This window comes from Agrobacterium salinitolerans (assembly GCF_027498475.1).
Classification (GTDB): domain Bacteria; phylum Pseudomonadota; class Alphaproteobacteria; order Rhizobiales; family Rhizobiaceae; genus Agrobacterium; species Agrobacterium salinitolerans.
Genome location: NZ_JAPZLN010000001.1, coordinates 1,350,022 through 1,373,354, shown reverse-complemented (window position 1 = coordinate 1,373,354; position 23,333 = coordinate 1,350,022). Strand labels below are relative to the sequence as shown.

General features: G+C 59.3%; 22 protein-coding genes. 9 read left to right on the top strand and 13 right to left on the bottom strand.

Going from position 1 to position 23,333, the window contains the following annotated elements; genetic code table 11:
* Positions 1 to 5: 5 nt before the first annotated feature.
* From O9X91_RS06670 to O9X91_RS06635, 8 genes are all read right to left on the bottom strand, one after another.
* Entirely contained in the window at positions 6 to 1,064 is a 1,059-nt protein-coding gene (locus O9X91_RS06670; RefSeq protein ID WP_269824524.1) for a P1 family peptidase, read from the bottom strand.
* 144 nt (positions 1,065 to 1,208) lie between these two features.
* The gene (locus O9X91_RS06665; protein WP_269833957.1) at positions 1,209 to 2,168 is read right to left on the bottom strand and encodes a sugar kinase; all 960 of its coding nucleotides are present in this window, start codon (positions 2,166 to 2,168) and stop codon (positions 1,209 to 1,211) included.
* A gap of 20 nt (positions 2,169 to 2,188) precedes the next feature.
* The gene (locus O9X91_RS06660) at positions 2,189 to 3,247 is read right to left on the bottom strand and encodes an ABC transporter ATP-binding protein (RefSeq protein ID WP_269824522.1); all 1,059 of its coding nucleotides are present in this window, start codon (positions 3,245 to 3,247) and stop codon (positions 2,189 to 2,191) included.
* Between the two features lie 27 nt (positions 3,248 to 3,274).
* Positions 3,275 to 4,096: a carbohydrate ABC transporter permease gene (locus O9X91_RS06655; protein WP_170985582.1), complete on the bottom strand. Its 822-nt coding sequence runs from the start codon at positions 4,094 to 4,096 to the stop codon at positions 3,275 to 3,277.
* Between the two features lie 14 nt (positions 4,097 to 4,110).
* Positions 4,111 to 5,049, bottom strand: a complete 939-nt coding sequence (locus tag O9X91_RS06650) for a carbohydrate ABC transporter permease (RefSeq protein ID WP_173990117.1) — start codon at positions 5,047 to 5,049, stop codon at positions 4,111 to 4,113.
* Positions 5,049 to 6,377, bottom strand: a complete 1,329-nt coding sequence (locus tag O9X91_RS06645) for an ABC transporter substrate-binding protein (RefSeq protein ID WP_142913596.1) — start codon at positions 6,375 to 6,377, stop codon at positions 5,049 to 5,051. Before O9X91_RS06645 ends, O9X91_RS06650 begins: the two co-directional genes overlap by 1 nt.
* Positions 6,378 to 6,482: 105 nt before the next feature.
* Complete coding sequence (locus O9X91_RS06640) at positions 6,483 to 7,139, bottom strand: GntR family transcriptional regulator (RefSeq protein WP_077981362.1); 657 nt, start codon at positions 7,137 to 7,139, stop codon at positions 6,483 to 6,485.
* 20 nt (positions 7,140 to 7,159) lie between these two features.
* Positions 7,160 to 8,044 (bottom strand): dihydrodipicolinate synthase family protein, encoded by an 885-nt coding sequence (locus O9X91_RS06635; protein WP_137410897.1) that lies wholly within the window; start codon positions 8,042 to 8,044, stop codon positions 7,160 to 7,162.
* A 306-nt stretch (positions 8,045 to 8,350) separates the two neighbouring features.
* On the opposite strand from O9X91_RS06635, the gene O9X91_RS06630 reads away from it, so the two are divergent.
* From O9X91_RS06630 to rutF, 7 genes are all read left to right on the top strand, one after another.
* Positions 8,351 to 8,962, top strand: a complete 612-nt coding sequence (locus tag O9X91_RS06630) for a biliverdin-producing heme oxygenase (protein WP_173990113.1) — start codon at positions 8,351 to 8,353, stop codon at positions 8,960 to 8,962.
* Between the two features lie 404 nt (positions 8,963 to 9,366).
* A complete protein-coding gene (gene rutA / locus O9X91_RS06625) occupies positions 9,367 to 10,458 on the top strand; it encodes a pyrimidine utilization protein A (RefSeq protein WP_269833958.1) in 1,092 nt (363 codons plus the stop codon).
* Complete coding sequence (rutB, locus tag O9X91_RS06620) at positions 10,455 to 11,195, top strand: pyrimidine utilization protein B (protein ID WP_077981366.1); 741 nt, start codon at positions 10,455 to 10,457, stop codon at positions 11,193 to 11,195. The genes rutA and rutB overlap by 4 nt, the downstream gene beginning before the upstream one ends.
* A gap of 26 nt (positions 11,196 to 11,221) precedes the next feature.
* Positions 11,222 to 11,608: a pyrimidine utilization protein C gene (gene rutC / locus O9X91_RS06615; RefSeq protein WP_137410895.1), complete on the top strand. Its 387-nt coding sequence runs from the start codon at positions 11,222 to 11,224 to the stop codon at positions 11,606 to 11,608.
* A 13-nt stretch (positions 11,609 to 11,621) separates the two neighbouring features.
* Positions 11,622 to 12,410: a pyrimidine utilization protein D gene (gene rutD / locus O9X91_RS06610; protein ID WP_269833959.1), complete on the top strand. Its 789-nt coding sequence runs from the start codon at positions 11,622 to 11,624 to the stop codon at positions 12,408 to 12,410.
* Positions 12,411 to 12,430: 20 nt separating this feature from the next.
* Positions 12,431 to 13,051: a malonic semialdehyde reductase gene (locus O9X91_RS06605; RefSeq protein ID WP_269833960.1), complete on the top strand. Its 621-nt coding sequence runs from the start codon at positions 12,431 to 12,433 to the stop codon at positions 13,049 to 13,051.
* Between the two features lie 26 nt (positions 13,052 to 13,077).
* Positions 13,078 to 13,602, top strand: coding sequence for an NADH-dependent FMN reductase RutF (gene rutF / locus O9X91_RS06600; RefSeq protein WP_269833961.1), 525 nt, complete (start codon positions 13,078 to 13,080; stop codon positions 13,600 to 13,602).
* A 68-nt stretch (positions 13,603 to 13,670) separates the two neighbouring features.
* Here the strand turns inward: rutF and O9X91_RS06595 are convergent, their stop codons facing one another.
* The 3 genes from O9X91_RS06595 to O9X91_RS06585 form a co-directional block, all read right to left on the bottom strand.
* Positions 13,671 to 15,116 carry an NAD(P)(+) transhydrogenase (Re/Si-specific) subunit beta gene (locus O9X91_RS06595; RefSeq protein WP_077981369.1) on the bottom strand — a complete coding sequence of 482 codons (1,446 nt, stop codon included), beginning with the start codon at positions 15,114 to 15,116 and terminating at the stop codon, positions 13,671 to 13,673.
* A gap of 20 nt (positions 15,117 to 15,136) precedes the next feature.
* On the bottom strand, positions 15,137 to 16,711 hold the full coding sequence (locus tag O9X91_RS06590) for a Re/Si-specific NAD(P)(+) transhydrogenase subunit alpha (RefSeq protein WP_269833962.1): 1,575 nt from the start codon (positions 16,709 to 16,711) through the stop codon (positions 15,137 to 15,139).
* Between the two features lie 188 nt (positions 16,712 to 16,899).
* Positions 16,900 to 18,783: an MFS transporter gene (locus O9X91_RS06585; RefSeq protein WP_269824513.1), complete on the bottom strand. Its 1,884-nt coding sequence runs from the start codon at positions 18,781 to 18,783 to the stop codon at positions 16,900 to 16,902.
* A 498-nt stretch (positions 18,784 to 19,281) separates the two neighbouring features.
* Here O9X91_RS06585 and O9X91_RS06580 point away from each other — a divergent pair, with 498 nt between their 5' ends.
* Both O9X91_RS06580 and O9X91_RS06575 read left to right on the top strand, forming a co-directional pair.
* Positions 19,282 to 20,316 carry an aspartate-semialdehyde dehydrogenase gene (locus O9X91_RS06580; protein WP_142913601.1) on the top strand — a complete coding sequence of 345 codons (1,035 nt, stop codon included), beginning with the start codon at positions 19,282 to 19,284 and terminating at the stop codon, positions 20,314 to 20,316.
* 215 nt (positions 20,317 to 20,531) lie between these two features.
* Positions 20,532 to 21,347, top strand: coding sequence for a lytic murein transglycosylase (locus O9X91_RS06575; RefSeq protein WP_077981372.1), 816 nt, complete (start codon positions 20,532 to 20,534; stop codon positions 21,345 to 21,347).
* Positions 21,348 to 21,630: 283 nt separating this feature from the next.
* Here the strand turns inward: O9X91_RS06575 and O9X91_RS06570 are convergent, their stop codons facing one another.
* Positions 21,631 to 22,272, bottom strand: a complete 642-nt coding sequence (locus O9X91_RS06570) for a carbonic anhydrase (protein ID WP_077981373.1) — start codon at positions 22,270 to 22,272, stop codon at positions 21,631 to 21,633.
* Positions 22,273 to 22,443: 171 nt separating this feature from the next.
* Positions 22,444 to 23,319, bottom strand: coding sequence for a pyridoxal kinase PdxY (pdxY, locus tag O9X91_RS06565; RefSeq protein WP_077981374.1), 876 nt, complete (start codon positions 23,317 to 23,319; stop codon positions 22,444 to 22,446).
* Positions 23,320 to 23,333: the final 14 nt, after the last annotated feature.

Sequence of the window (23,333 nt, the reverse complement as noted above, 5' to 3'; positions counted from 1 at the left end):
GAAGATCAGGCTGAAACAAGGGTTTTAAGGGTGTCGATGGAAATGGCTTCAACCGTGGCGGCCTTGCCGGTGCCGGCATTGAAGCCCGATGTCGTTGTGGCTGCGCAGAGCGAATTGAGGATCGCCTCCTCCGTCGCCTCAATCGCAGCTTCGAAGAGCGGCGAAATCGCATCGTTGGAAAGTTCTGGATAGTCCGCGACGGTCTTGCGGCGCGCAGGCGTGCGACGCAGCCGCTCATCGGTGGAAAAGGCCAGCGAATAGTCACCGGAGCCGTTGCTGAGTGCGGCGCCCGTGCGGGCCAGTCCACCGAAGCTTCTGGCAGCGAGGCGCTTCAGATTGCGGGGGGAGAGCGGCGCATCGGTTGCGACCACGATAACGATGGAGCCGTCCTTGTCTTTATGCTCAGGGCTGACATAGGGCTTACCGCAGACCAGCAGATGGCCACCATAATTGGACTGCACGAGAACGCCGAGTGTGTAAGTCTCCCCGGCGATGGGGACGATGCGGGATGCGGTGCCTATGCCGCCTTTCATGCCGAAGGCGACCGTGCCCGTTCCGGCGCCAACGCCACCCTCGGCCACCGGGCCTGTGGTAGCGTTTTTCAGCGCGGCCGAGATCTCCTCGACGGTCGGGCGGCCGGCGCGGATGTCATTCAGGCGGGAATCGTTGGTCTCTCCGACCACCGAGTTGATCGACACCACTTTTTCATTGCCCGGTTGCGATAGCGTATGGCGATTGATCGCCTCGATGGCACGGCCTGTCGCCAGCGTATTGGTCAAAATAACAGGTGTTTCGAGTTCGCCGAGTTCGTCGATCTGGGTCGAACCGGCAAATTTTCCGAAGCCGTTATAGACGGCGAAGCCGGCGGGCACCTTGTCCTGAAAAAGATTGCCGCCATGCGGCAGGATCGCGGTTGCGCCGGTGCGGATCGTCTCGCCTTCGATGACGGTCGAATGGCCGATGGTCACGCCTTCGACATCGGTGATGGCGTTGAGCGGGCCGGTCTCGAAATGGCCGGGCCGGAAACCGATATCGCGCAGTCTCGGGCGGGTCGTCTGATGCATCGGGCGATCACTTTTGCGGAATGCAGGCTCAAGGTGGAACAGGCGCGGCTTCATGAAAAGCTTTGCTCTGACATGACGTTAGACTACTTCGCCGTGAAACGGCATCGCAAAAATGGAATAGTTTTATGCGGGCAATGGATGCGCTCAGGAGGCGCGCAACGCGGCTTCGCCTTCCCGCTCCAGCCATTGCCGCATCGCGTCTTCTGTCTCTTCGCGCGTCGGCGCGCCGGCCCGGCCGCCGAAGACGGTGCATTTCAGCGCGGCGGCAACGGAGGAGAGGCGGATGGCCGCGCGGCTTTGCATGCCTTCAGCCATCGCCAGCGCAAAGGTGCCGTGGAAGATATCGCCCGCCGCCAGCGTGTCCACTGCCTTGACCTGCATCGTCGTCTGGAAATGCACCGTCGGATCGCCGGCCTCCGTCCACCAGCAGCCCGCCGGACCGGCGGTGACGGCGATGAAGGTTTGCGGATAACGGGCATGCAGCACCGGCAGCATGTCTTTCACCGTTTCAAGCCCCGTCAGCCGGGCGGCGGCGGGTTCGGAAAAGACGATATGGGTTGCGGCGGGCGCAAGCTTCTCAAGGGTTTCGACGGGTGCAACGTCACCATCCAGAATGGCGGGTTTGCCAAGCGCTCGCGCCACGGTCAGCACATCGAACGCCAGTTCCGGCCAGCGCACATCAACGAGAACGGCATCGAAGGGGGCAATATCTTCCGGCGTGCAGGCGCGTTTTTTCTCGTGAAGGCGGTGATCGTAGAAAGGCACGATCAGCCTTTCACCACGATCATCGATGATGATCGTCGAGAGTGCCGAGCGCGCGCCGGAAGCAACGGTCATGCCGGCAACATCAATGCCGCTTTCGGAGAGATCGCGCAGGATACGGCTTCCGGTCTCGTCGTCGCCCACCGCGCCCCACAGGCTGGCGCGGCCGCCCATGCGATGCACGGCATAGGCAGCACTGGACGCCATGCCTTCGGCGATCTGCAACATTTCATAAGGCAGGACCTTGCCTTCGCCCTTCGGCATGTCTGCCACGCGAAACAGGGTGTCGAGCACGGCGGCACCCACGCAGAGCACATGCTTGCCGCCCGCTTCCTTTACCATTCTCTCCGCTCCTGCCGTGTTCAGATGCGCTTGCCGCTGTCCTTGTCGAACAGATGCACCGTTGCCGGGTCGATGGCAATGTGGATCGTATCGCCGAAGCGGACATTCAGGCGCTCGCGGAACAGGCAGGCGATATCGTCACCCTTGCAATCGAGCTTGGCGTAGATTTCCGAGCCGGTGCCTTCGACCAGTTCGACCCGGCCTTCGATGCCGGTCTCGGCCGCGCGGATATGCTCCGGTCGCACGCCGTAGACGAGATCGCGGCCGCCGAGCTTGCCGAGATCGGCATGGGCGGGCAGCGGCAGGCTGAGGCCCTTTGCGGTGCGGAAGACGCCTTCCTCCACCCGACCACGAATGAAATTCATGGCGGGCGAGCCGATGAAACCGGCAACGAAGAGATTGGCGGGATTGTCGTAAAGCTCCAGCGGTGCGCCGATCTGTTCGATGACGCCATCATGCAGCACCACGATCTTGTCGGCCATGGTCATGGCTTCCACCTGGTCGTGGGTGACGTAGATGGTTGTCGTGCCGATGCGCTGGTGCATGGCCTTGATCTCGCCGCGCATCTGCACACGCAGCTTGGCGTCGAGGTTGGAAAGCGGCTCGTCAAACAGGAAGACCTGCGGATCGCGCACCAATGCGCGGCCCATGGCGACACGCTGGCGCTGGCCGCCGGAAAGCTGGCGTGGATAACGGTCCAGCAGCTTTTCCAGCCCTAGAATGGCGGCGGCCCTGTCGACCTTGGCCTTGGTTTCGTCCGCGCTCACCTTCTTCAGCTTCAGCGCAAAGCCCATATTATCCTTCACCGTCATATGCGGATAAAGCGCGTAGTTCTGGAAGACCATGGCGATATCGCGGTCGCGGGCGGGCAGGTGGCTCACCTCCCGCGGGCCGATGTGGATCTCGCCGTCGCTCAGCTCTTCCAGGCCTGCGATCATGCGCAGCAGGGTGGATTTGCCGCAGCCGGAAGGGCCGACGAGCACGACGAATTCTCCGTCCTTGATGTCGATATCGATGCCATGGATGACGTTGACAGAGCCGAAGCGCTTCTGGACGTTTTGAATATTGACCGGTGCCATGGTTTTGGTTCCCGTTATAATTTGAATTCAGCCGCCCTTGACGGCGCCGGCGGTAAGACCCGCCACGATCTGTTTCTGTGCGAACATGGTCAGCAGCAGCACCGGCAGCGTCACGATCAGCGCGGCTGCGGCCAGCGGTCCCCAGCTCACCTGTTCGAATGACAGCATGTTGTAGACCGCGACCGGCAGGGTGCGCGTTTCGCGGCTGGCCAGCACGATGCCGAAGACGAAGTTGTTCCACGAGAAGATGACCGCGAGGATAAAGGAAACGACGATGCCGGGCTTGGCAATCGGCAGCGCCACCAGCCGGAACACCTGCCAGGAGGATGCGCCATCGATGCTTGCCGCCTCTTCCAGCTCCTTCGGCGTCGTTTCGAAATAACCGATCATGATCCAGACGACGATCGGTACCGTCACCACAAGATGGATGATGATCTGCGGCCAGAGCGTGCCCAAGAGGTTCAGCCATTGGAACAGCAGGAACAGCGGAATGAGGAAAGAAAGACCGGGCGTCATGCGGGCGATCATGATGACGACGGCCGATTTTTCAGCCTTCAGTCGGGCAATGCCGTAGCCGGCCGGCACGCCGATCACCAACGCCAGAATGGTGGCGGCGCCGGTGACGAGGACCGAATTCCAGAAATAGAGGAAGAAATTATTCTCCTCGAACACCTTCACATAGTTCGACCAGGCAAAGCGTTCGGGAATGAGGATCGGCGGATAGGCGCCGTTGTCGATTTCATATTTCAGCGACAGCGAGATCATCCAGATGAAGAACAGGATGACGGGAGAGATCATCACCAGCGCCACGAAGAACAGGCCGAGCCGGTCGAGATTTTTGCGTTTCAGGATTTTTGCAGACATCAGCGATCCTCCATCTCGTTCCATTGCGAGCGCTGGCGCACCATCAGAAGCACGAAGGACAGCGCCACGATGATGATGAAGAAGACCACCGCCATGGCCGAGCCGTAACCGATGTCGTAATAGGCAAAGGCCGTGTTGTAGAGATAGATGTTGATGGTTTCCGATGCCGTGCCGGGTCCGCCTTGAGTCATCGCATAGATGATGTCGAAGCTTTTGACGGCATCGATGGAGCGGATGATGACGGCGATCATCAGGAACGGCGCGATCATTGGCATGGTCAGGTAACGGAACTTCTGCCAGGCGTTGGCGCCGTCGATTTCAGCACTTTCATAGGGTTCGCGCGGCACGGCGGCGAGACCGCCGAGCACGATCAGCATGACGAGCGGTGTCCATTGCCAGGTTTCCACCAGAACCAGCGAGGGGATGACGGTGGACTGGTTGTAGATCCATTCCAGCGGCCCAATGCCGATGAAGGACAGGAGATAATTCAGGACGCCGAGCTGCGGGTGGAACATCATGGTCCAGACCAGCGCGATGGCGACCGGGGTCGCCATCATTGGCATGACGAAGACGCCGCGCAGAAAACCGCGCAGCGGAAACTGTGCATCGAAAACCAGCGCCGCCAATGTTCCGAGGATAAGCGGAGCGACGACCGACAGCACGGTATAGATGAGCGTATGCCAGAGCGATTCCCAGAACCTGATATCGCTTGCAAGCCTGATATAGTTCTCGAAACCGATAAAGCTCTGCTCCTGTCCGAGCGTCCAGCGATGCGCGCTCATCCAGAGGGTGAAGACCCACGGAAAAACGATCACCGCCGAAATGACGACAAGTGCCGGTATGACGAAGGGCCAGTAATTGGGAGCAAGCCTTGCGGGCCTGCTCCCTTCTTTCCGGCTCGCGCCTGTCTTGGTGTTTTCGATGCTCACGGAGGCCATTATCCCTCGCTACGCGCCAGAACGGGTGCGAACTGTTCCGTTGCCTTTTTCAGCTCAGTTGCCGGGTCCGCGCCGCCGATCATGTTGGTGAGGCCGACGCCGTAGATGTCGCGGAATTCCGTCACCGGAATGATGACGGGGAGCGCCAGCTGCGAGACCTTTCCGGAGCCGACGACGGCGTCCAACCAGGTGGCCGGCATCTTGACGCCTTCGCGGACCTTCTGATCTTCGAGAATGGACTGGCGGAACGGAACACCCGCACCGGCCTGCAAGAGACGCGCGCCCATTTCATGCGAAATCGCCCATTGGCAGAAGAGATAGGCGGCTTCCTTCTTGCTGCTGGCTTCGACGACGCCGAGACCATCGCCAAAGGTGCCGGCGGCCTGTGCTGCCGGACCCTTCGGCATGACGCCGTAACCGACCTTGCCGACAACGCGGGATTTTTCCGGGTTTTCGATCGGCGGCGCAAAACCGACGCCATCGAACCACATGCCGATCTTGCCCTGAAGGAAGGCCGACTGCGCTTCCGCCCAGTTGAAGCCGGAGACGCCGGGAGGGGCGGCTTTGGTCATCAGACGCTGATAGAGCTTTGCAGCTTCAACCGCTTCCTTGGATTCGGTATTGATCTTGCCGTCCACGATTGGTTTTGCGCCGTAACCCAGCATCAGCGAGGTCCAGACAGGTGTATTGGCGTTCTTGAGGCCGCGCGCCACGAAACCATAGGTGTTGGTTGCGGGGTCGGTGATCTTTTCCGCCGCCGTTACCAGCTCCTCGAAGGTCTCCGGGTATTTAAGGCCCTTGGCTTCGAAGAGCTCCTTGTTCCAGTAGACGATCCAGTAATCCACCGAGAAGGGGAGCGAGCGCAGCACGCCGTCGCTATCCTTCGCAAACAGCATGCCGGCCTCGGCAAAGTCCTTTTCGGTGAGCGACGGATCGGTGAGCGACGGGTCCTTCAGGAAGCCGCTGATATCGGCCAGCCACTTGCCCTTTTCGAACTGCCGCTTCTGGACGTGGTAGCTCAGATGCACCACGTCGAAGCTCGGCTTGCCGGAAGAAAGCTCGATCACCACCTTCTGGCGCTGCTGTTGTTCAGGCGTTGCTTCGGCATTGACCTTGATGCCGGTCAGCTCTTCGAATTCGCCGAGATATTTGATCAGCGTTTCGCTGCGCGGGCTTTTGACGAGGTTGACTTCAAGCGTCGTGCCTGCGTGTTTTTTCCAGTTCACCGCCGCCGATGCCGGGCGAATGCCGAGCATCGCGCTGCCGCCAATCGCGGCCGTGCCTGCCAGAAAGGCGCGACGCGTGGGGTTGAGCAATGAATGCCTCATGTCAGTTCTCCTCCAGTTAGCCGGAAATTCTCCTCACCTCCGGCTTGTTGCTTATTTTCATGCAATTCCGGCGCAGGACCGTTCTGCTGCCCTGCCGGAATTGCCCTATACTGCCAGCGCCCTGTCCCTTGCGTTGCGGATATGGGCGGTCAGGCGCTCTACGGCGTCTTCGACGGATCGCTTCTCAATGGCTTCGAGAATGGCGAGGTGTTCTTTCATCACCGATTTGACGTGGCCTGCGATGCGAAAGCGCTCCTGATTGATGAGGCGCATCTTGATGGAATTGACCCTGTAGGCGTTCGAGATGATCGAGTTGCCGAGACTATCGATGAAGGCATCGTGCATGCCCCAGTCCACCTGCTGGGCATGCTGATCGAGCTCCGGCGATTCCCCACCGTTTTCCGTCGCCTCGGCGATATCGCGGTGCTGTTTCAGCAGCCTGGCGATGGTCTCGTCCGAGGCCGAACGGGTAAAGAGCGCCACGGCCTCCTTCTCGAGAAAGATACGGAACTGGAACGCCTCGCGAATGAGGTTGATGTCGATATGGGCGACCTGCAATCCCCGCTGCGGTACCGTCTTGATCAGACCTTCCGCCTCCAGCCGCGGAATTGCCTCCCGGATCGCGCCGAGCGGCAGGCCCGTCAGTTCCACGAGCCGGCGCTGCGAGATGAATTGCCCCGGGCGAACGTCGCGCGAGAGAAGGTGGTGCGTAAAGCTCTCATACGCCCGTTCCCGCAATGTCTGTTCGCCGGTATCGTCCATGCTCAACCTTTCAGCTTTGTTCAGGCGGCCTGCCTGCGAAACAGCGCGTCGAAAGCGCCCTCGATCTGCCGCCGATCCTCAGGTGAAATCGCGACGAGCGGTGCACGCACATCCGACCAGATAGTTTCCCCTGTCGTGTGTGATACCAGCACCTTGACGGCAGGCGTAACCGGGAATTTCAGAAGTTCCACAACAAGATCGACAATGCGGGGATCATCCTTGCCGTCAACGGCCATCGCGCGGACTTCCTGCGTCAGGAAATTGGCAACGCCGGATATGGCGCCCTGACCGCCGAGGCGGACGCCTCTTGCGAGATCACGCTCATCGCCAATCAGGATGGCGAGATCGCCGTGTTCCTTCAGCAGGCGCTCGGTATGGCTCCAGTTGCCGGAGGAATCCTTGACGCCGGTAACGATGCCGGGGAACACCGCTTTCAGCCGTCCGACCAGCTCGACAGACAGTGTCACCATCGTCACGGAGGGGATATTGTAGACAAGAATGTCGCGTGCATCCTTGCCGATCTTCGAAAAGACCGCCGAGAACCAGGCAAACAGGCCGTCATCGCTGACATTCTTGAAATAGGAAGGCGGGGCGAGCAGAATATTGCGGGCGCCGGCTTTCAGGGCTTCCGCCGACTGGTCTGCCGCATCTTCGATGGAATCCACCAGAACCCCGGTGACGATACGCGACGGTGCAATGCCTGCTGCAATGAAGCTGGAGAGGATCGTCTGCCGTTCGCGGCTGCCGACAGAGCAGCCTTCACCCGTCGTGCCGAAGAGTGTTACGCTGTCGCAGCCATTGGACAGGCAACGGCGGGCATGGGCGATCATGGCATCGATATCGACCGTTCCGTCCGTTTTGAAAGGGGTTGTCAGGGCTGCCGAAAGGCCGAATTTCTGGGTCAATTAAGATGCTCCTCCAAGGTGACCGCGAATTGATGGCATACTGACATGTTAGTTGTAAAGCAGTAATTGCAAGAGGATTGCTCGGAGCGTGAGTGTTCAGGACTTTACTGGGGAAATGAGTTCTGGGGTGGGTTTGCGAGGACCGATGAGGATTGATTGGATTGGTCCGGATGGGCATGGGTTTATCGCGGTCGAGACGCACAAGCATCATGGGCAGGGAGACGGAAAAATGCGAAAATAAAATTTGACTGTCGGAGTAAAGATTTTTATCAGGCAGTCTGAATATAGGGATAAGGGACCATCATCATGACTATTGTGGAGTCGGCAGCGCCTGTAGCGGAGACCGAGCAGAGCCGCGTCAAGCGCCTGAAGGCAGCGACGCGCGGGGCGCATGGCGATCTCGATAGTTTCATCATGGCATCGAAGCCGTTCGAGAGCCGCGAGAACTTCGGCAAGTTCGTCGAAACGCAATATCTTTTCCATCGCGATCTCGATGCCTTTTTCTCCAATGCCACGCTTGATGGCCTGCTGCCCGACCTCAAGGGCCGCCGTCGTCTCTCCATGATCGAGCAGGATCTTTCCGATCTCGGTCTTGCCATTCCCGAAACGGCCGCGCCGCGTTTTTCCGCCGAGACGCCCTTCGATCTGCCGGAGGCCATGGGCTGGCTTTATGTGGTCGAAGGATCCAATCTCGGTGCGGCCTTCCTGCTGAAGGACGCGGCAAAGCTTGGGCTTGGCGAAGAATTCGGCGCCCGCCATCTCGCTGGCGCTCCCGAAGGTCGTGGCCTGCACTGGCGCACCTTCACCGCGGCGCTTGATGAAATTTCGCTGACGGTGGAAGAGGAAGAGCGCGTTGTCGCAGGTGCCGAGGCGGCATTCCGGGCGGTGCATGCCTATGCGCAGCAGCGGATGGGTTGAGGTTTTGGCATAGCTTCCAGAGAGCTATCGCGGGCTGATCGTAGTTCCTGAAACGGTAAGCGTCATCCTCGGGCTTATCCCGAGGATCTGCAACCGATTGATTTTACGCAACATGGTTAGATCTTCGGGACAAGCCCGAGAATGACGAAGAGTGTGAGGCGAGCCTCGCGGCACTTTCAGGCCTACTGCGAGAGCCGCTCACCTTTCACGTATCGCTCTCAATATCTGCCGAATAAACAGGCAAATATTTTTACCAAATGATAAAAATTTTGCCTTTCGGACAAGGCTAGATGCGTCCCAAAATTTTATCCATTTGATAAAATTATTGTATTTGGTCTGGCACAGAACCTGCTACTCTTTTCTCAAGTCAGGAGACACCTGACGTAAAAAAAGGGAACAGCAAAATGGAAGTTGGTGTTTTTATCCCGATCGGGAACAATGGGTGGCTTCTTTCCGAGAATGCGCCGCAATACAAGCCGAGCTTTGATCTCAACAAGGCGATCACGCTGAAGGCGGAGCAATATGGTTTCGACTTTGCGCTGTCGATGATCAAGCTGCGCGGTTTTGGCGGCAGGACCGAATTCTGGGATTATAATCTGGAATCCTTCACGCTGATGGCGGGCCTCGCTGCCGTTACCTCCAAGATCAAGCTGTTCGGCACCGCCGCCACGCTGGTCATGCCGCCGGCCATTGTCGCGCGTATGGCGACGACGATCGATTCCATTTCCGGCGGTCGTTTCGGCATCAACCTGATTACCGGCTGGCAGCGGCCGGAATATAGCCAGATGGGGCTTTGGCCGGGTGACGATTATTTTGGTGATCGTTACGAATATCTCGGCGAATATACCTCCGTGCTGAAAGAGCTGCTGACGGAGGGCCAGTCGGACTTCAAGGGCAAGTTCTTCCAAATGGACGATTGCCGTATGAAGCCGGTGCCGCAGGGGGATGTGAAGCTCATCTGCGCCGGTTCCTCCAATTCCGGCATGGCGTTTTCGGCCAAGTTCGCCGATCACAGCTTCTGCTTCGGTGTTGGCGTCAATACGCCCAAGGCTTTTGCGCCCACCAATGAGCGACTTCTGGCGGCAACGGAAAAAAGCGGCCGCGAGGTTAAATCCGTCGTGCTGACCATGATCCTTGCCGAGGAAAAATCCGAGGATGCCTGGGCGAAGTGGGAGCATTACAAGGCGGGTGCGGATGAGGATGCGATCAAGTGGCTCGGCTTGCAGAGCGCCGTCGATACCAAATCCGGCTCCGACACCAATGTCCGGCACATGTCCAATCCCGTCTCGGCGGTCAACATCAACATGGGAACGCTGATCGGTTCCTATGAGGAAGTGGCGGCCATGTTGGACGAGATGAGCGAGGTGCCGGGGACTGGCGGCGTGATGCTGACTTTCGACGACTTCCTCGAGGGCGTCGAAAAATTCGGCAAATATGTGCAGCCGCTGATGAAGAGCCGCCGGCATGTGCTGGCCGAACTGGAGGCAGCGGAATGAGTGAAGCCGTCGTGGCGGGTTACAAGGGGCCGGAAAGCCGTTCGGAAAGCGTCACACTTCCCGCAAGGCCGGAGCCGATTACCCTCAAACCCAGCGAGACCGCCGTTGTCGTGGTCGACATGCAGAACGCCTATTCGACCGAGGGCGGTTATGTCGATCTTGCCGGGTTCGACATATCAGGCGCCAAAAGCACCATCGCCAACATCAAGAAGACGCTGGATGCGGCGCGCGCGGCGGGTGTCCAGGTCATTTATTTCCAGAATGGCTGGGACAAGGACTATGTCGAGGCGGGTGGACCTGGTTCGCCCAACTGGCACAAGTCCAACGCCCTGAAAACTATGCGCAAAAGGCCCGAATTGCAGGGCCAGCTGTTGGCCAAGGGGACGTGGGACTACGCCATCGTTGACGAGCTGCAACCGCAGCCAGGCGATATCTTGGTGCCGAAGACGCGTTATAGCGGGTTCTTCAACACCAATATGGACAGCGTGCTGCGCGCCCGCGGTATCCGCAATCTGGTCTTCGTCGGCATCGCCACCAATGTCTGCGTGGAAAGCTCGCTGCGCGACGCCTTCCATCTCGAATATTTCGGGGTGATGCTGGAGGATGCCACGCATCATCTGGGACCGGACTATATCCAGCAGGCGACGGTCTACAATGTCGAGAAATTTTTCGGCTGGGTCGCCACCGTCAATGATTTCTGCGGCGTCATCTCGCAGGCCGCACCCGTCAGCGCTTGATATCCAACCACAAAGAGGAGAACGAAATGCCGAAGAAGATCGTCGTGCCTGCCGGCACCAGCAAACCCATCGCCCCTTTTTCGCCGGGAACGCTTGCCGATGGCGTGGTTTATGTGTCCGGCACGCTGCCCTTCGACAAGGACAATAATGTCGTGCATGTGGGCGATGCGAGCGCCCAGACCCGCCACGTTCTCGAAACCATCAAGTCGGTCATCGAAACCGCGGGCGGCACGATGGAAGACGTGACGATGAACCACATCTTCATCACCGACTGGGCCAATTATCAGGCCATCAACACGGTCTATGCCGAATATTTCCCCGGCGACAAGCCGGCGCGTTATTGCATCCAGTGCGGCCTCGTGAAGCCAGATGCGCTGGTGGAAATCGCCACCGTCGCCCATATCGGCAAATAGGGCGAAACGGCAGATGATGCATTTCGAGGTTCATGGCCGTACTGATGCCGAGGCGCCCACCATCCTTTTGTCTTCGGGGCTGGGCGGATCGGGTGCCTATTGGGCGCCGCAGATCGAAGCCCTTTCCCGTCATTTCCGCGTGGTCACCTATGACCACCGCGGAACCGGAAGGACGGGCGGCGAGGTGCCGGAGGAGGGCGGCATATCTGCCATGGCGGATGATGTGCTGGAGATTGCCTCGGCCCTGAACCTCGAAAAATTCCATTTCATGGGCCATGCGCTCGGCGGCCTGATCGGCCTCGATATCGCGCTGCGGCGGCCCGGCCTTATCGACCGGCTGGTGCTTATCAATGCGTGGAGCAAGGCCGATCCGCATTCGGGACGCTGCTTTGACGTGCGGATCGAGCTTCTGGAGAAATCCGGTGTCGAGGCCTTCGTCAAAGCCCAGCCGCTGTTTCTTTATCCGGCCGCCTGGATGTCGGAGCATCAGGAACGGCTGGCGCGGGATGATGCCCATGGCGTCGCGCATTTTCAGGGCAAGGTAAATGTGCTTCGTCGTATAGCGGCGCTACGGGCTTTCGACGTCGACGCCCGGCTTGGCGAGATCGGCAATCCGGTGCTGGTGGTGGCAACGAAGGACGATCTTCTGGTGCCCTATACGCGCTCGTTGCGGCTGGCTGAAGGCTTGCGGCATAGCGAACTTGGGCTACTCGATTTCGGCGCCCATGCGGTGAATATCACCGAGCCCGACCTTTTTAACGAGCGGCTATTGCAGTTCCTGCTGCCAGCCGACCAGACATGATGACAGGATTTTAGAGCAAGATGACGAAAGCACTTGATGACAATGTACTGGACAACGGGGCACTTGACGACGCTGCACTGGCAACGCTTTTCACCGAAGCACGCACCCACAATGGCTGGACGGACAAGCCAATTGGCGACGAGACGCTGAAGGCGCTTTACGATCTGACGAAGATGGGGCCGACCTCGGCCAATTGCTCGCCCGCGCGTTTCGTTTTCGTGCGCAGCCCGGAAGCCAAGGAAAAGCTTCGGCCGGCACTCTCTTCGGGCAATCTCGAAAAAACCATGGCCGCGCCGGTGACTGTCATCGCCGCCATCGACGGCGAGTTTTACGAGAAATTGCCGGAACTGTTTCCACATGCCGATGCGCGTTCGTGGTTCACGTCCAGCCCTGATGTGGCCGAAGAAACGGCTTTTCGCAACGCCACGCTTCAGGCCGGATATCTGATCCTTGCCGCGCGCGCTCTGGGGCTGGATACCGGCGCCATGTCCGGCTTCGACAAGGCCAAGGTGGATGCGGCATTTTTCGCGGGCACGACGTGGAAATCCAATTTCCTGATCAATCTCGGTTATGGCGATCCGTCGAAGCTGTTCGGCCGCCTGCCGCGTCTTGGCTTTGAAGACGCGTGTCTCCTGGCTTGATGGCCTGTTAAGGAAGGATGGGTTAGATGCAGATGATGTCTCTTGAAAAGGAAGCGGAAATGGAGACGAAGACTGCTGAGCAGCGCAGCCTCGATTATAGAAACGCCATGGCGCGGCTCGGTGCGGCGGTCAATATCGTGACGACGGATGGCGCGGCAGGCCGTGCCGGTTTTGCCGCAACGGCGGTTTGCAGCGTTTCCGACAATCCGCCGACGCTTCTCGTCTGCCTCAACCGCAATGCCTCAGCCTACAAGGTGGTGAAGGCTAATGGCGTTATCTGCATCAATACGCTTGCCGCCCATCACGAGGTTCTGAGCACGCTTTTCGGCGGCAAGACACCTGCTAATGAACGTTTTGCTGCCGGCAGCTGGGGCGTGCTCGAAACCGGCGCGCCTGTTCTGGAGGACGCGCTCGTCTCTTTCGACTGCCGCATCCGCGAGGCGCATGACGGCGGCACGCATGACATTCTGATCTGCACTGTCGTCGATATGAAGATCAATGCGGGTGATGAAGCGCTGATGTATTTCAACCGGCGTTACCGGGTGCTTTGAAGCAGTCGGAATTTCCCTGCCTGAACGTAGAAAGGGCGTTTCCGATCCCCCGGAAACGCCCTTTTCATTTACTTGATCAGCGGCAGTAGATCGTTGATCGACTTCTTGGCGTCACCATAGAACATGCGGGTATTGTCCTTGTAGAACAGCGGGTTCTCGATACCGGAATAACCGGTACCCTGTCCCCGCTTGGAGACGATGACGAGCTTCGATTTCCATACTTCCAGAACCGGCATGCCGGCGATGGGTGAATTCGGATCGTCCTGCGCCGCCGGATTGACGATGTCGTTGGAGCCGATGACGATGACGACGTCGGTGCTCGGGAAATCGTCGTTGATCTCGTCCATTTCCAGCACGATGTCGTAGGGCACCTTGGCTTCGGCGAGCAGCACGTTCATGTGGCCGGGAAGGCGGCCAGCGACGGGGTGGATGGCGAAACGCACGGTCTTGCCGTCGGCGCGCAGCTTGCGGGTCAGTTCCGACACGGCCGATTGCGCCTGCGCCACCGCCATGCCGTAACCGGGCACGATGATGACACTGTCGGCGTCGTTGAGTGCTGCGGCCACGCCCTCGGCGTCGATCGCCACCTGCTCGCCCTCGATTTCCATCGCCGGACCCGTCGTGCCGCCGAAGCCGCCGAGGATGACCGAGATGAAGGAGCGGTTCATCGCCTTGCACATGATGTAGGAGAGGATCGCCCCCGAAGAGCCGACGAGTGCACCCGTCACGATCAAGAGATCGTTGCCAAGCGTGAAGCCGATGGCCGCCGCCGCCCAGCCGGAATAGCTGTTCAGCATCGAGACGACGACCGGCATGTCGGCGCCGCCGATGCCCATGATCAGGTGATAACCGATGAAGAAGGCGGCGAGCGTCATCAGGACGAGCGTCCATGCGCCGGCGCCATTGCAATACATGATGAGCAGCAGGAGCGACAGGATCGCAGCACCGGCGTTCAGAAGATGCCCGCCGGGCAGCTTCTTCGCCTTGCCGTCCACCTTGCCGGCAAGCTTGCCAAAGGCGACGACCGAACCGGTGAAGGTGACCGCGCCGATGAAGACGCCGAGGAAAACTTCGACCTTCATGATCGCCAGTTCCACCGGCGTCTTGTGGGCGAGAATGGCGGAAAAGCCGGTCAGCAACGATCGTGCCGTCTCATCGAGCGAGGCGACATGCGCTTCCTCGATATGGGCGTTGAAGCCGATGAAGACGGCGGCAAGGCCGACGAAGGAGTGAAGCGCGGCCACAAGCTGCGGCATTTCAGTCATCTGCACCCGGCTTGCGACGAAGTAGCCGAGAACCGAGCCGCCGGCCAGCATCAAGAGCACGACGAGCCACTGCCCGACGCCCTTGCTGATTTCGGGGCCGAAGACGGTGGCGATGATGGCGAGGCCCATGCCAACGATGCCGTACCAGACGGCGCGCTTAGCGCTTTCCTGTCCGGAAAGACCGCCGAGCGAGAGGATGAAAAGAACGGCTGCGGCAACATAGGCCGCGGAAACGATACCAATGGTCATTTATTTAAATCCCCGCACGCTCAGGACTTCTGGAACATGGCGAGCATGCGCCGTGTCACGAGGAAACCGCCGACGATGTTGATCGTCGCGATCAGGACGGAAAGCGAGGCAAGGATCACCACCAGCCAGTTGCCGGAACCGATCTGCAGCAGTGCACCGATGATGACGATCCCGGAAATCGCGTTTGTCACCGCCATCAGCGGCGTGTGCAGCGAGTGGCTGACATTCCAGATGACCTGGAAACCGATGAAGCAGGCGAGCACGAAGACGATGAAGTGGCTCATGAAACTTGCCGGTGCAAAAAGACCGACGAGAAGCAGAAGCGCGGTGCCGACAACCAGCAGCCCGACCTGGCTTTTGGTCTGTGCCTTGAACTCGGCCCGTTCTTTCGCGTGTTTTTCCTCAGGCGTCAGCTCTTTGGCGCGTTCCTTCGGCTTCTGCGCGGCAATGGCCTGGATTTTCGGCGGCGGCGGCGGGAAAGTGATCTCGCCCTGATAGGTGACGGTCGCGCCGCGGATGACATCGTCTTCCATATTGTGAACCGGCTTGCCGTCTTTTGCGGGCGTCAGATCGGTCATCATGTGGCGGATGTTGGTGGAATAGAGCGTCGAGGCCTGCGCCGCCATGCGGCTCGGAAAATCGGTGTAGCCGATGACGATGACGCCATTGTCGGAAACCACACGCTGGTCGGGGACCGTGAGGTCGCAATTGCCGCCGCGTTCTGCGGCGAGGTCGATGATGACCGAACCCGGCTTCATCATCGCCACCATGTCGGCAAGCCACAGCTTCGGGGCGTCGCGGCCAGGGATCAGCGCGGTGGTGATGACGATATCGATCTGCGACGCGAGTTCGCGGAACTTCTCCAGCTGCTTCTCGCGGAATTCCGGCGAGGAGGGGGCGGCATAACCGCCGGTGGCGGCGCCGTCCTGCTGCTGATCGGCGAAATCGAGATAGACGAACTCAGCGCCCATGGATTCGATCTGTTCGGCCACCTCAGGGCGAACGTCGAAGGCATAGGTGATCGCGCCAAGCGATGTGGCCGTGCCGATCGCGGCAAGACCGGCGACGCCGGCACCGATGACCAGAACCTTGGCGGGCGGCACCTTGCCGGCGGCGGTGACCTGGCCGGTGAAGAAACGGCCAAAATTATTGCCGGCCTCGATCACGGCGCGATAACCGGCGATATTGGCCATGGAAGACAGGGCGTCCATTTTCTGGGCGCGGGAAATGCGCGGCACCATGTCCATGGCGATGACGTTTGCGCCCTTTTCCTTGGCCTGCTCCAAAAGATCCTTGTTCTGGGCGGGGTAGAAAAACGAGATCAGCGTCTTGTCGGAAGACAGCCGATCAATCTCTGACGTTTCCGGCGGGCGAACCTTGGCGATGATGTCGGAACCGGTGTAGAGCGCCTCAGCGCTTTCGACCACCGTCACGCCTGCCGCGCGATAGGCGTCGTCGGAAAAACCGGCCGCCTTGCCAGCGCCAGCCTCGATCACGCAATCATATCCGAGTTTTTGCAAAGCCTGCGCGCTGTCCGGCGTCATGGCGACACGCGCTTCGCCTTCATAGAGTTCCTTAGGTGTCCCGATTCTCAAAACTGCTCTCCCATTCCCGTCCTGATAAGCCGTCATAGACCATTTCGAGTATTTTTGTCTTGTTCTTGCTGTTTTTCTACCTGCGGCGGATTGACATCAGGGAAAAGGCCATTTGGGGCGGTCGCGGTACGGCGGCAATAAAAAACCCGGCGCCGAGGCGCCGGGTGACTGTTTCGGGTGCTTTTCGCTCAATCCATGGCGTGGATATCGCGATCCTTGGTTTCCGGCAGGAACAGCAGGCCGACGACCAGCGTGATGCCTGCAAAGATGATCGGGTACCAGAGACCATAATAGATATCGCCCTTCGCCGCGCTCATCGCAAAGGCGGTGGCCGGAAGAAGGCCGCCGAACCAGCCGTTGCCGATGTGATAGGGCAGCGACATGCCGGAGTAGCGGATGCGGGTCGGGAACAGTTCGACCAGCAGGGCCGCAATCGGGCCGTAGACCATCGTCACGTAGATGACGAGGACGGTCAGCACTGCGATAATGACGACCCAATTCACGGCGGCCGGGTCGGCTACCATCGAGAACGCGCCGCCGCCGGCAATGGTGTAGACGGCCATTTCCGCCGCACCGCCGGTCTCGGCAGGCGTCAGCAGCTTGTCAGCCACCAGCTTGTCGGTCGCCACCATCTTCTTGTCGGTGGCGCGGACTGCATCGGCATTGAGGCCGAGTTCCGGGTTTGCGGCGATGAAGGCGTCCAGTTTCGCATCCGGCACCTGTGCTGCACCGCGTACCAGCGGATAACCGCTGTCATGCATTGCGATATTGACTTGCTTCTGGAAGGCCTTGTCCTTCGCGGAAGCATCCGCGCCAGCCGCAATCGCATCGTAGCTGGCGATGGTGGCGTTGCCGATCTTCACGCTTGCCGGTTCGCCGGCGGCCCCCGCAACCACGTCATAGGGCACGGAATTGCGCGTCAGGAACGAGGTGGCGATATCGCAGGATGTGGTGAATTTCGCAGTGCCCGTCGGGTTGAACTGGAACTTGCAGTCGCCCGGCGCCGCAGTCACGGTGGCGCGTACGGTGGACTGAGCCTCGGCGAGCGCCGGGTTGCCCGCCCAGGTGAGCGCCTTGAACAGCGGGAAGTAGGTCAGCATGGCGAGGATGAGGCCGGCCATGATGATTGGTTTGCGGCCAACCTTGTCGGAAAGCCAGCCGAAGATCACGAAGAAGCTGGTGCCGAGGACGAGTGCGACGGCAACCATGATATTGGCCGACTGGCCGTCCACCTTCAGAATGCTCTGCAGGAAGAACAGGGCGTAAAACTGGCCCGTATACCAGACGACGGCCTGACCGATGACGGCGCCTATAAGTGCGATGATCGCGATCTTGGCGTTCTTCCATTGGCCGAAGGCTTCGCTCAGCGGCGCCTTGGAGGTCTTGCCCTCTTCCTTCATCTTCTTGAAAGCGGGCGATTCATTCATTTTCAGACGAATCCAGACTGAGACACCAAGCAGCAGAACGGAAACGAGGAAGGGAATGCGCCAGCCCCAGGCGGCGAAGGCTTCCTTGCCGAGCGCGAACTGCACGCCGAGAATGACCACCAGCGACAGGAACAGGCCGAGCGTCGCCGTGGTCTGGATCCACGAGGTGTAATAGCCCCTGCGGCCGTTCGGCGCGTGTTCGGCGACGTAAGTTGCCGCACCGCCATATTCACCGCCGAGCGCCAGACCCTGAAGCATGCGCAGCGCGATCAGAATGATCGGAGCGGCGATGCCGATCTGCGATGCGCCGGGCAGGACGCCAACGAGGAAGGTCGAAACGCCCATGATGAGGATTGTGATGAGAAAGGTATATTTGCGCCCGACGATATCACCGAGGCGGCCAAAGACCAGCGCGCCGAAAGGCCGCACGAGGAAGCCGGCGGCAAAGGCCAGCAGCGCGAAGATGTTGCGCGTCGTTTCCGGATATTGGCTGAAGAAGTTCGCGCCGATATAGATCGCGAGCGAGCCGTAGAGATAAAAATCATACCATTCGAAGACTGTTCCGAGAGAAGAGGCGAAAATCACCTTCTTCTCTTCGCCCGTCATTGGACGGGCGGCGCCGCTCACGGCTGCAACATTTGCCATTGTCTGTCCTCCACAGATGTCCCAATCGACGCATTGCGGAGCCCAGCTCTCTCCTCTGGACTCAACCTTTCGGCTGCAATGCGCGGACCATGAGAGTGACAGAAAATTAACCCCAGTAAGAGCGATGCTTTCGGATTATGACTTTAGTCTAATATAAAGCGTCCCGAAAATGTCGCGGGGCTGATTACAGCTTGTTTGCGCAAGCGCCTTTTTTCTTGACACAACCGAGAAACCTTCTAATAGCTTCTCGCGAAGAAGGAGCATCACCTTGCGCATGCATGTTGCAGACATGTTCGTCATGGAAGGACCGGCACAATTGGCCGGCGATGATCCGCGCCTTTCTCGTTCTACCCGAATTACGGCCAAAACGACGATTAAAACCGTCTAACGTCTCTGGCCACCGCTCTCTCCCCGGTTTGGCTGGGGAACGAGGAAGCCGCGATCTGATGCGGGTTCCCACCTCACCAAAAAGAGGAGAGACAGAAAGAGAGCTTGATCATGGGTTTCAAAGTTGCAATTGCAGGCGCCACCGGCAACGTCGGTCGCGAAATGCTCAATATCCTGGCCGAACGCGGTTTCCCCGCCGATGAAGTCGTGCCGCTCGCTTCCGCCCGTTCGCAGGGCACGGAAGTCTCTTATGGCGACCGCACACTGAAGGTCTCGAACCTCGAGAACTACGATTTTTCCGACACGGATATCTGCCTGATGTCTGCCGGCGGCGATGTTTCCAAGAAGTGGTCGCCGAAGATCGGCCAGCAGGGCTGCGTCGTCATCGACAACTCGTCCGCATGGCGCTACGATCAGGACGTTCCGCTGATCGTTCCGGAAGTCAATGCCGATGCGGTTGCGGGCTTCACCAAGAAGAACATCATCGCCAACCCGAATTGCTCCACTGCACAGCTCGTCGTTGCGCTGAAGCCGCTGCATGACTTTGCCAAGATCAAGCGCGTCGTCGTCTCCACCTACCAGTCCGTTTCCGGCGCCGGCAAAGAAGGCATGGACGAACTGTTCCAGCAGACCCGCGCTGTCTTCGTGGCAGATCCGGTGGAAGCCAAGAAGTTCACCAAGCGCATCGCCTTTAACGTCATTCCGCATATCGACGTCTTCATGGAAGACGGCTACACCAAGGAAGAATGGAAGGTTCTGGCCGAAACCAAGAAGATGCTCGATCCGAAGATTAAGGTAACCTGCACGGCCGTGCGTGTTCCGGTCTTCATCGGCCATTCGGAATCGGTCAATATCGAGTTCGAAAACGAGATCACTGCCGATCAGGCGCGGGACATCCTGCGCGAAGCGCCGGGTTGCCTCGTCATCGACAAGCACGAAAACGGCGGCTACATCACCCCGGTTGAATCCGCCGGTGAGGACGCGACCTATATCTCGCGCATCCGCGAAGATGCGACGGTCGAAAACGGCCTCAACCTGTGGGTCGTTTCCGACAATCTGCGCAAGGGTGCGGCTCTCAACGCTGTGCAGATCGCCGAACTCCTGATCAATCGTGGTTTCATCAAGCCCCGCAAGGCGGCAGCCTGATACGATTTTTTAAGGTTCGTTAAGTATAACCCGTCTGTTCTGTGTGGGGCAGGCGGGTTTCATAATTGGCGACGATCACGGCCAGTTTATTTGCAGGCCTTGCTGCCGAAAGGCAATTTAGGCCGCCAAAAGATGGTTTTGGCACCTGAATCATACAGTATTGACGGTTTGGTTCTCGGGAAAAACTCCCCAAAGTATATCGAAGGCAGATTTTGATGCGGGCAATGAAGGTAATTCTGGCTGGTGCGGCCATGGTTTCGGTTCTGGCAGCGGCGCCGGTGATGGCTGCGCAATGCGGCAACACTTCGGCGGGCTTCGATGCCTGGGTCAGAGCCTTCAAGCAGGAAGCGACGGGCCGCGGCGTCAGCGCCTCGGTGCTCGACCGTGCTTTCTCCGGCGTCTCCTACAACCAGGCGACGATCCGCGCTGACCGCGGCCAGCACAGCTTCAAGCTGTCCTTCGAACAGTTCATGCAGAAGCGCGGCGGTCAGACGATCATCTCGCGCGGGAAGACGATGAAGAAGAATAATGCTTCTCTCTTTGCGTCCATCGAGCGCGCCTATGGCGTGCCAGCCGGTCCGCTGCTCGCCATCTGGGGCATGGAAACCGGCTTTGGCGGCTTCCTTGGCAACCAGCATACGCTTTCCGCCGTGGCGACGCTGTCCTTCGATTGCCGTCGTTCGGATTATTTCACCGAGCAGCTTTATGCGGCCCTCAAGCTCGTCGGCAGCGGTTCGCTGAACGTCAATGCCAAGGGTGCTGCCCATGGTGAAATCGGCCAGACGCAATTCCTGCCGCTGAACGTCGTGCGTTACGGCGTCGATTTCGACCGCGACGGCCGGATCGATCTCGTCGGCTCGCGCGCCGACGCGCTGGCTTCCACCGCGAACTTCCTCGTCGGCCATGGCTGGCAGCGCGGCGCCGGTTATCAGCAGGGACAGGCCAATTACGCGGCCATCCAGGGCTGGAACGCCGCCAGCGTCTACCAGCAGGCGATTGCGTTTATCGGCAAGGCGATCGACGGCCAATAAGGCCGTTTTCTAAGAGCCAAAGTTTCACTTCCGTCATGCCGGACTTGATCCGGCATCCAGCCACGGCGTGTCTGACAGAGGTTCCCCGCATGATCGACGTCATCCTCGGGCTTGACCCGAGGATCCACAACCTGACGCGCAATGGATCCTCGGGTCAAGCCCGAGGATGACGAAGGAGAGGTTGGTAGCCGAAGGAGAGTTTGGTGGCCGACGGAGAGGTTGGTAGCCGTTGGTACTTGTGGCTGATACGACCTCGTCGCTCCTTTAACCTAAAACCTGTTTATCACAGGTCTGGACGACGGAAATCGCCCGTTTTGCCGTCCATCACCCACAATTCGCCGGTTGAAATATCGAACCATGCGCCGTGCAGTTTCACCTTGCCGGCGGTTTCCTGCGCCTTGACGAAGGGGAAACCGCGCAGGTTTGCGATGGAATTACGGATCGAGACCCGTTCCAGCGCGGTCTGCCGCTCGGAAGCGGTCATGACGTCGTTGCTCTGGATTTGCGAGGCGGCGGACTTGACCATGTTCATCCACTTGCCGATGAAGTCGCCGGGAGACAGCGGCTCGAGATTGGGATCGAGCGCCGCCTGAATGCCGCCGCAGCGGCCGTGACCCATGACGACGATATCCTTCACCTTCAGAACCTGAACGGCGTATTCGATGGCCGCCGAGGTGGCGTGGTACTGGCCGTCGGGCTCGAAAGGCGGCACCATGTTGGCGACGTTGCGGACGACAAAAAGCTCTCCCGGTCCGCAGTCGAAAATGGTTTCCGGCGCGGAGCGGGAGTCACAACAGGCAATGAACAGGGTCTGCGGTTTCTGTCCGGTATCTGCCAGAACGCGGTATCTTTCGCGCTCATCGGCGTAGCGGCCGCTCATGAAGCTCTTGTAGCCGTTGAGAAGGTTTTCCGGAAAATCTTTCATCTATCGCATTACCGTTGTGGTTGGACCGAGATCAAGAGAAGAACTCGGTGCGTTGAAGACCAATCCTTTGGAGCATTCTTGCTGTTCTTCGAACCGCGATATTGCTCCAACTCCTTTTTTGCCGCATTTCCTGACGGAAAACCGAGGTCCAGCCTGGAAATGCTCTAGCCGCTATTTGCGCTTGCTGCGCGAAGGATGCAAGAGATGACGCATCTGCACCATGGCCATGGGTGTGGAGAGGCTTGAAGAATCCGTTTCCAGCGTCAGTTCGTTCATGTCGCGTTTTTTGGTGCGGGCCAGAATTTCGAAGACGCTGGCGGTTGCGAGCTGCAGCGCCTTTTCGTCATCCACGCCTTCCAGCAGACGGGCGAGGAATAGCGCCGACATCAGGTCGCCGAGGCCGTTCGGCGCATTCTCGATGGCGCGATGTTCGGCAAGCAGTGCGTGGCGGCCGCTGAGATAAAGATTGCCGGTGCCGCCCGTCATCATCGGGACGGCTGAGGTGACCAGCATTTTCGGGGGGCCGAGTGCGAGCGCGGCATCCATGATGGCATTGTTGGTCTCAAGTTCCGCGCCGCTCATCCAGGCCAGTTCATAACGGTTTGGCGTGGCGACGGTGGCAAGCGGGATGAGGTGATCGCGGATGGCTTCCGCTGTTTCAAGCGGAATGTAAAGCCCGCCAAGATCGCCCATGACCGGGTCACAGGCATAAATCAGCGACGGGTTCTTTTCCTTCAGATTGCGGATTAGCCTTGCGACGGAGCGCACCTGCGCAGCGCTGCCGAAATAACCGGTCAGGACAGCCTTGACCTCGCCGATCCATTTGGCGTTTTCGAGGTCGGTCATCGCCTTGTCGAAATCGTCGTCCTGAAAGCGCATCCGGGTGGAAGGGCCGTGGCCGGGATGCCAGGGCATGACGATGGTGGGCACCGCCCAAACCGGATAACCGAGTGTCTCCAGCGCAAAGACAGCGGCACGATTGCCGACGGAGCCACGCATGACATGGCTGGAAATGACGATGACGGCGCCCTGTGTATTTTCCTGCATCACGGCCTTCTTGC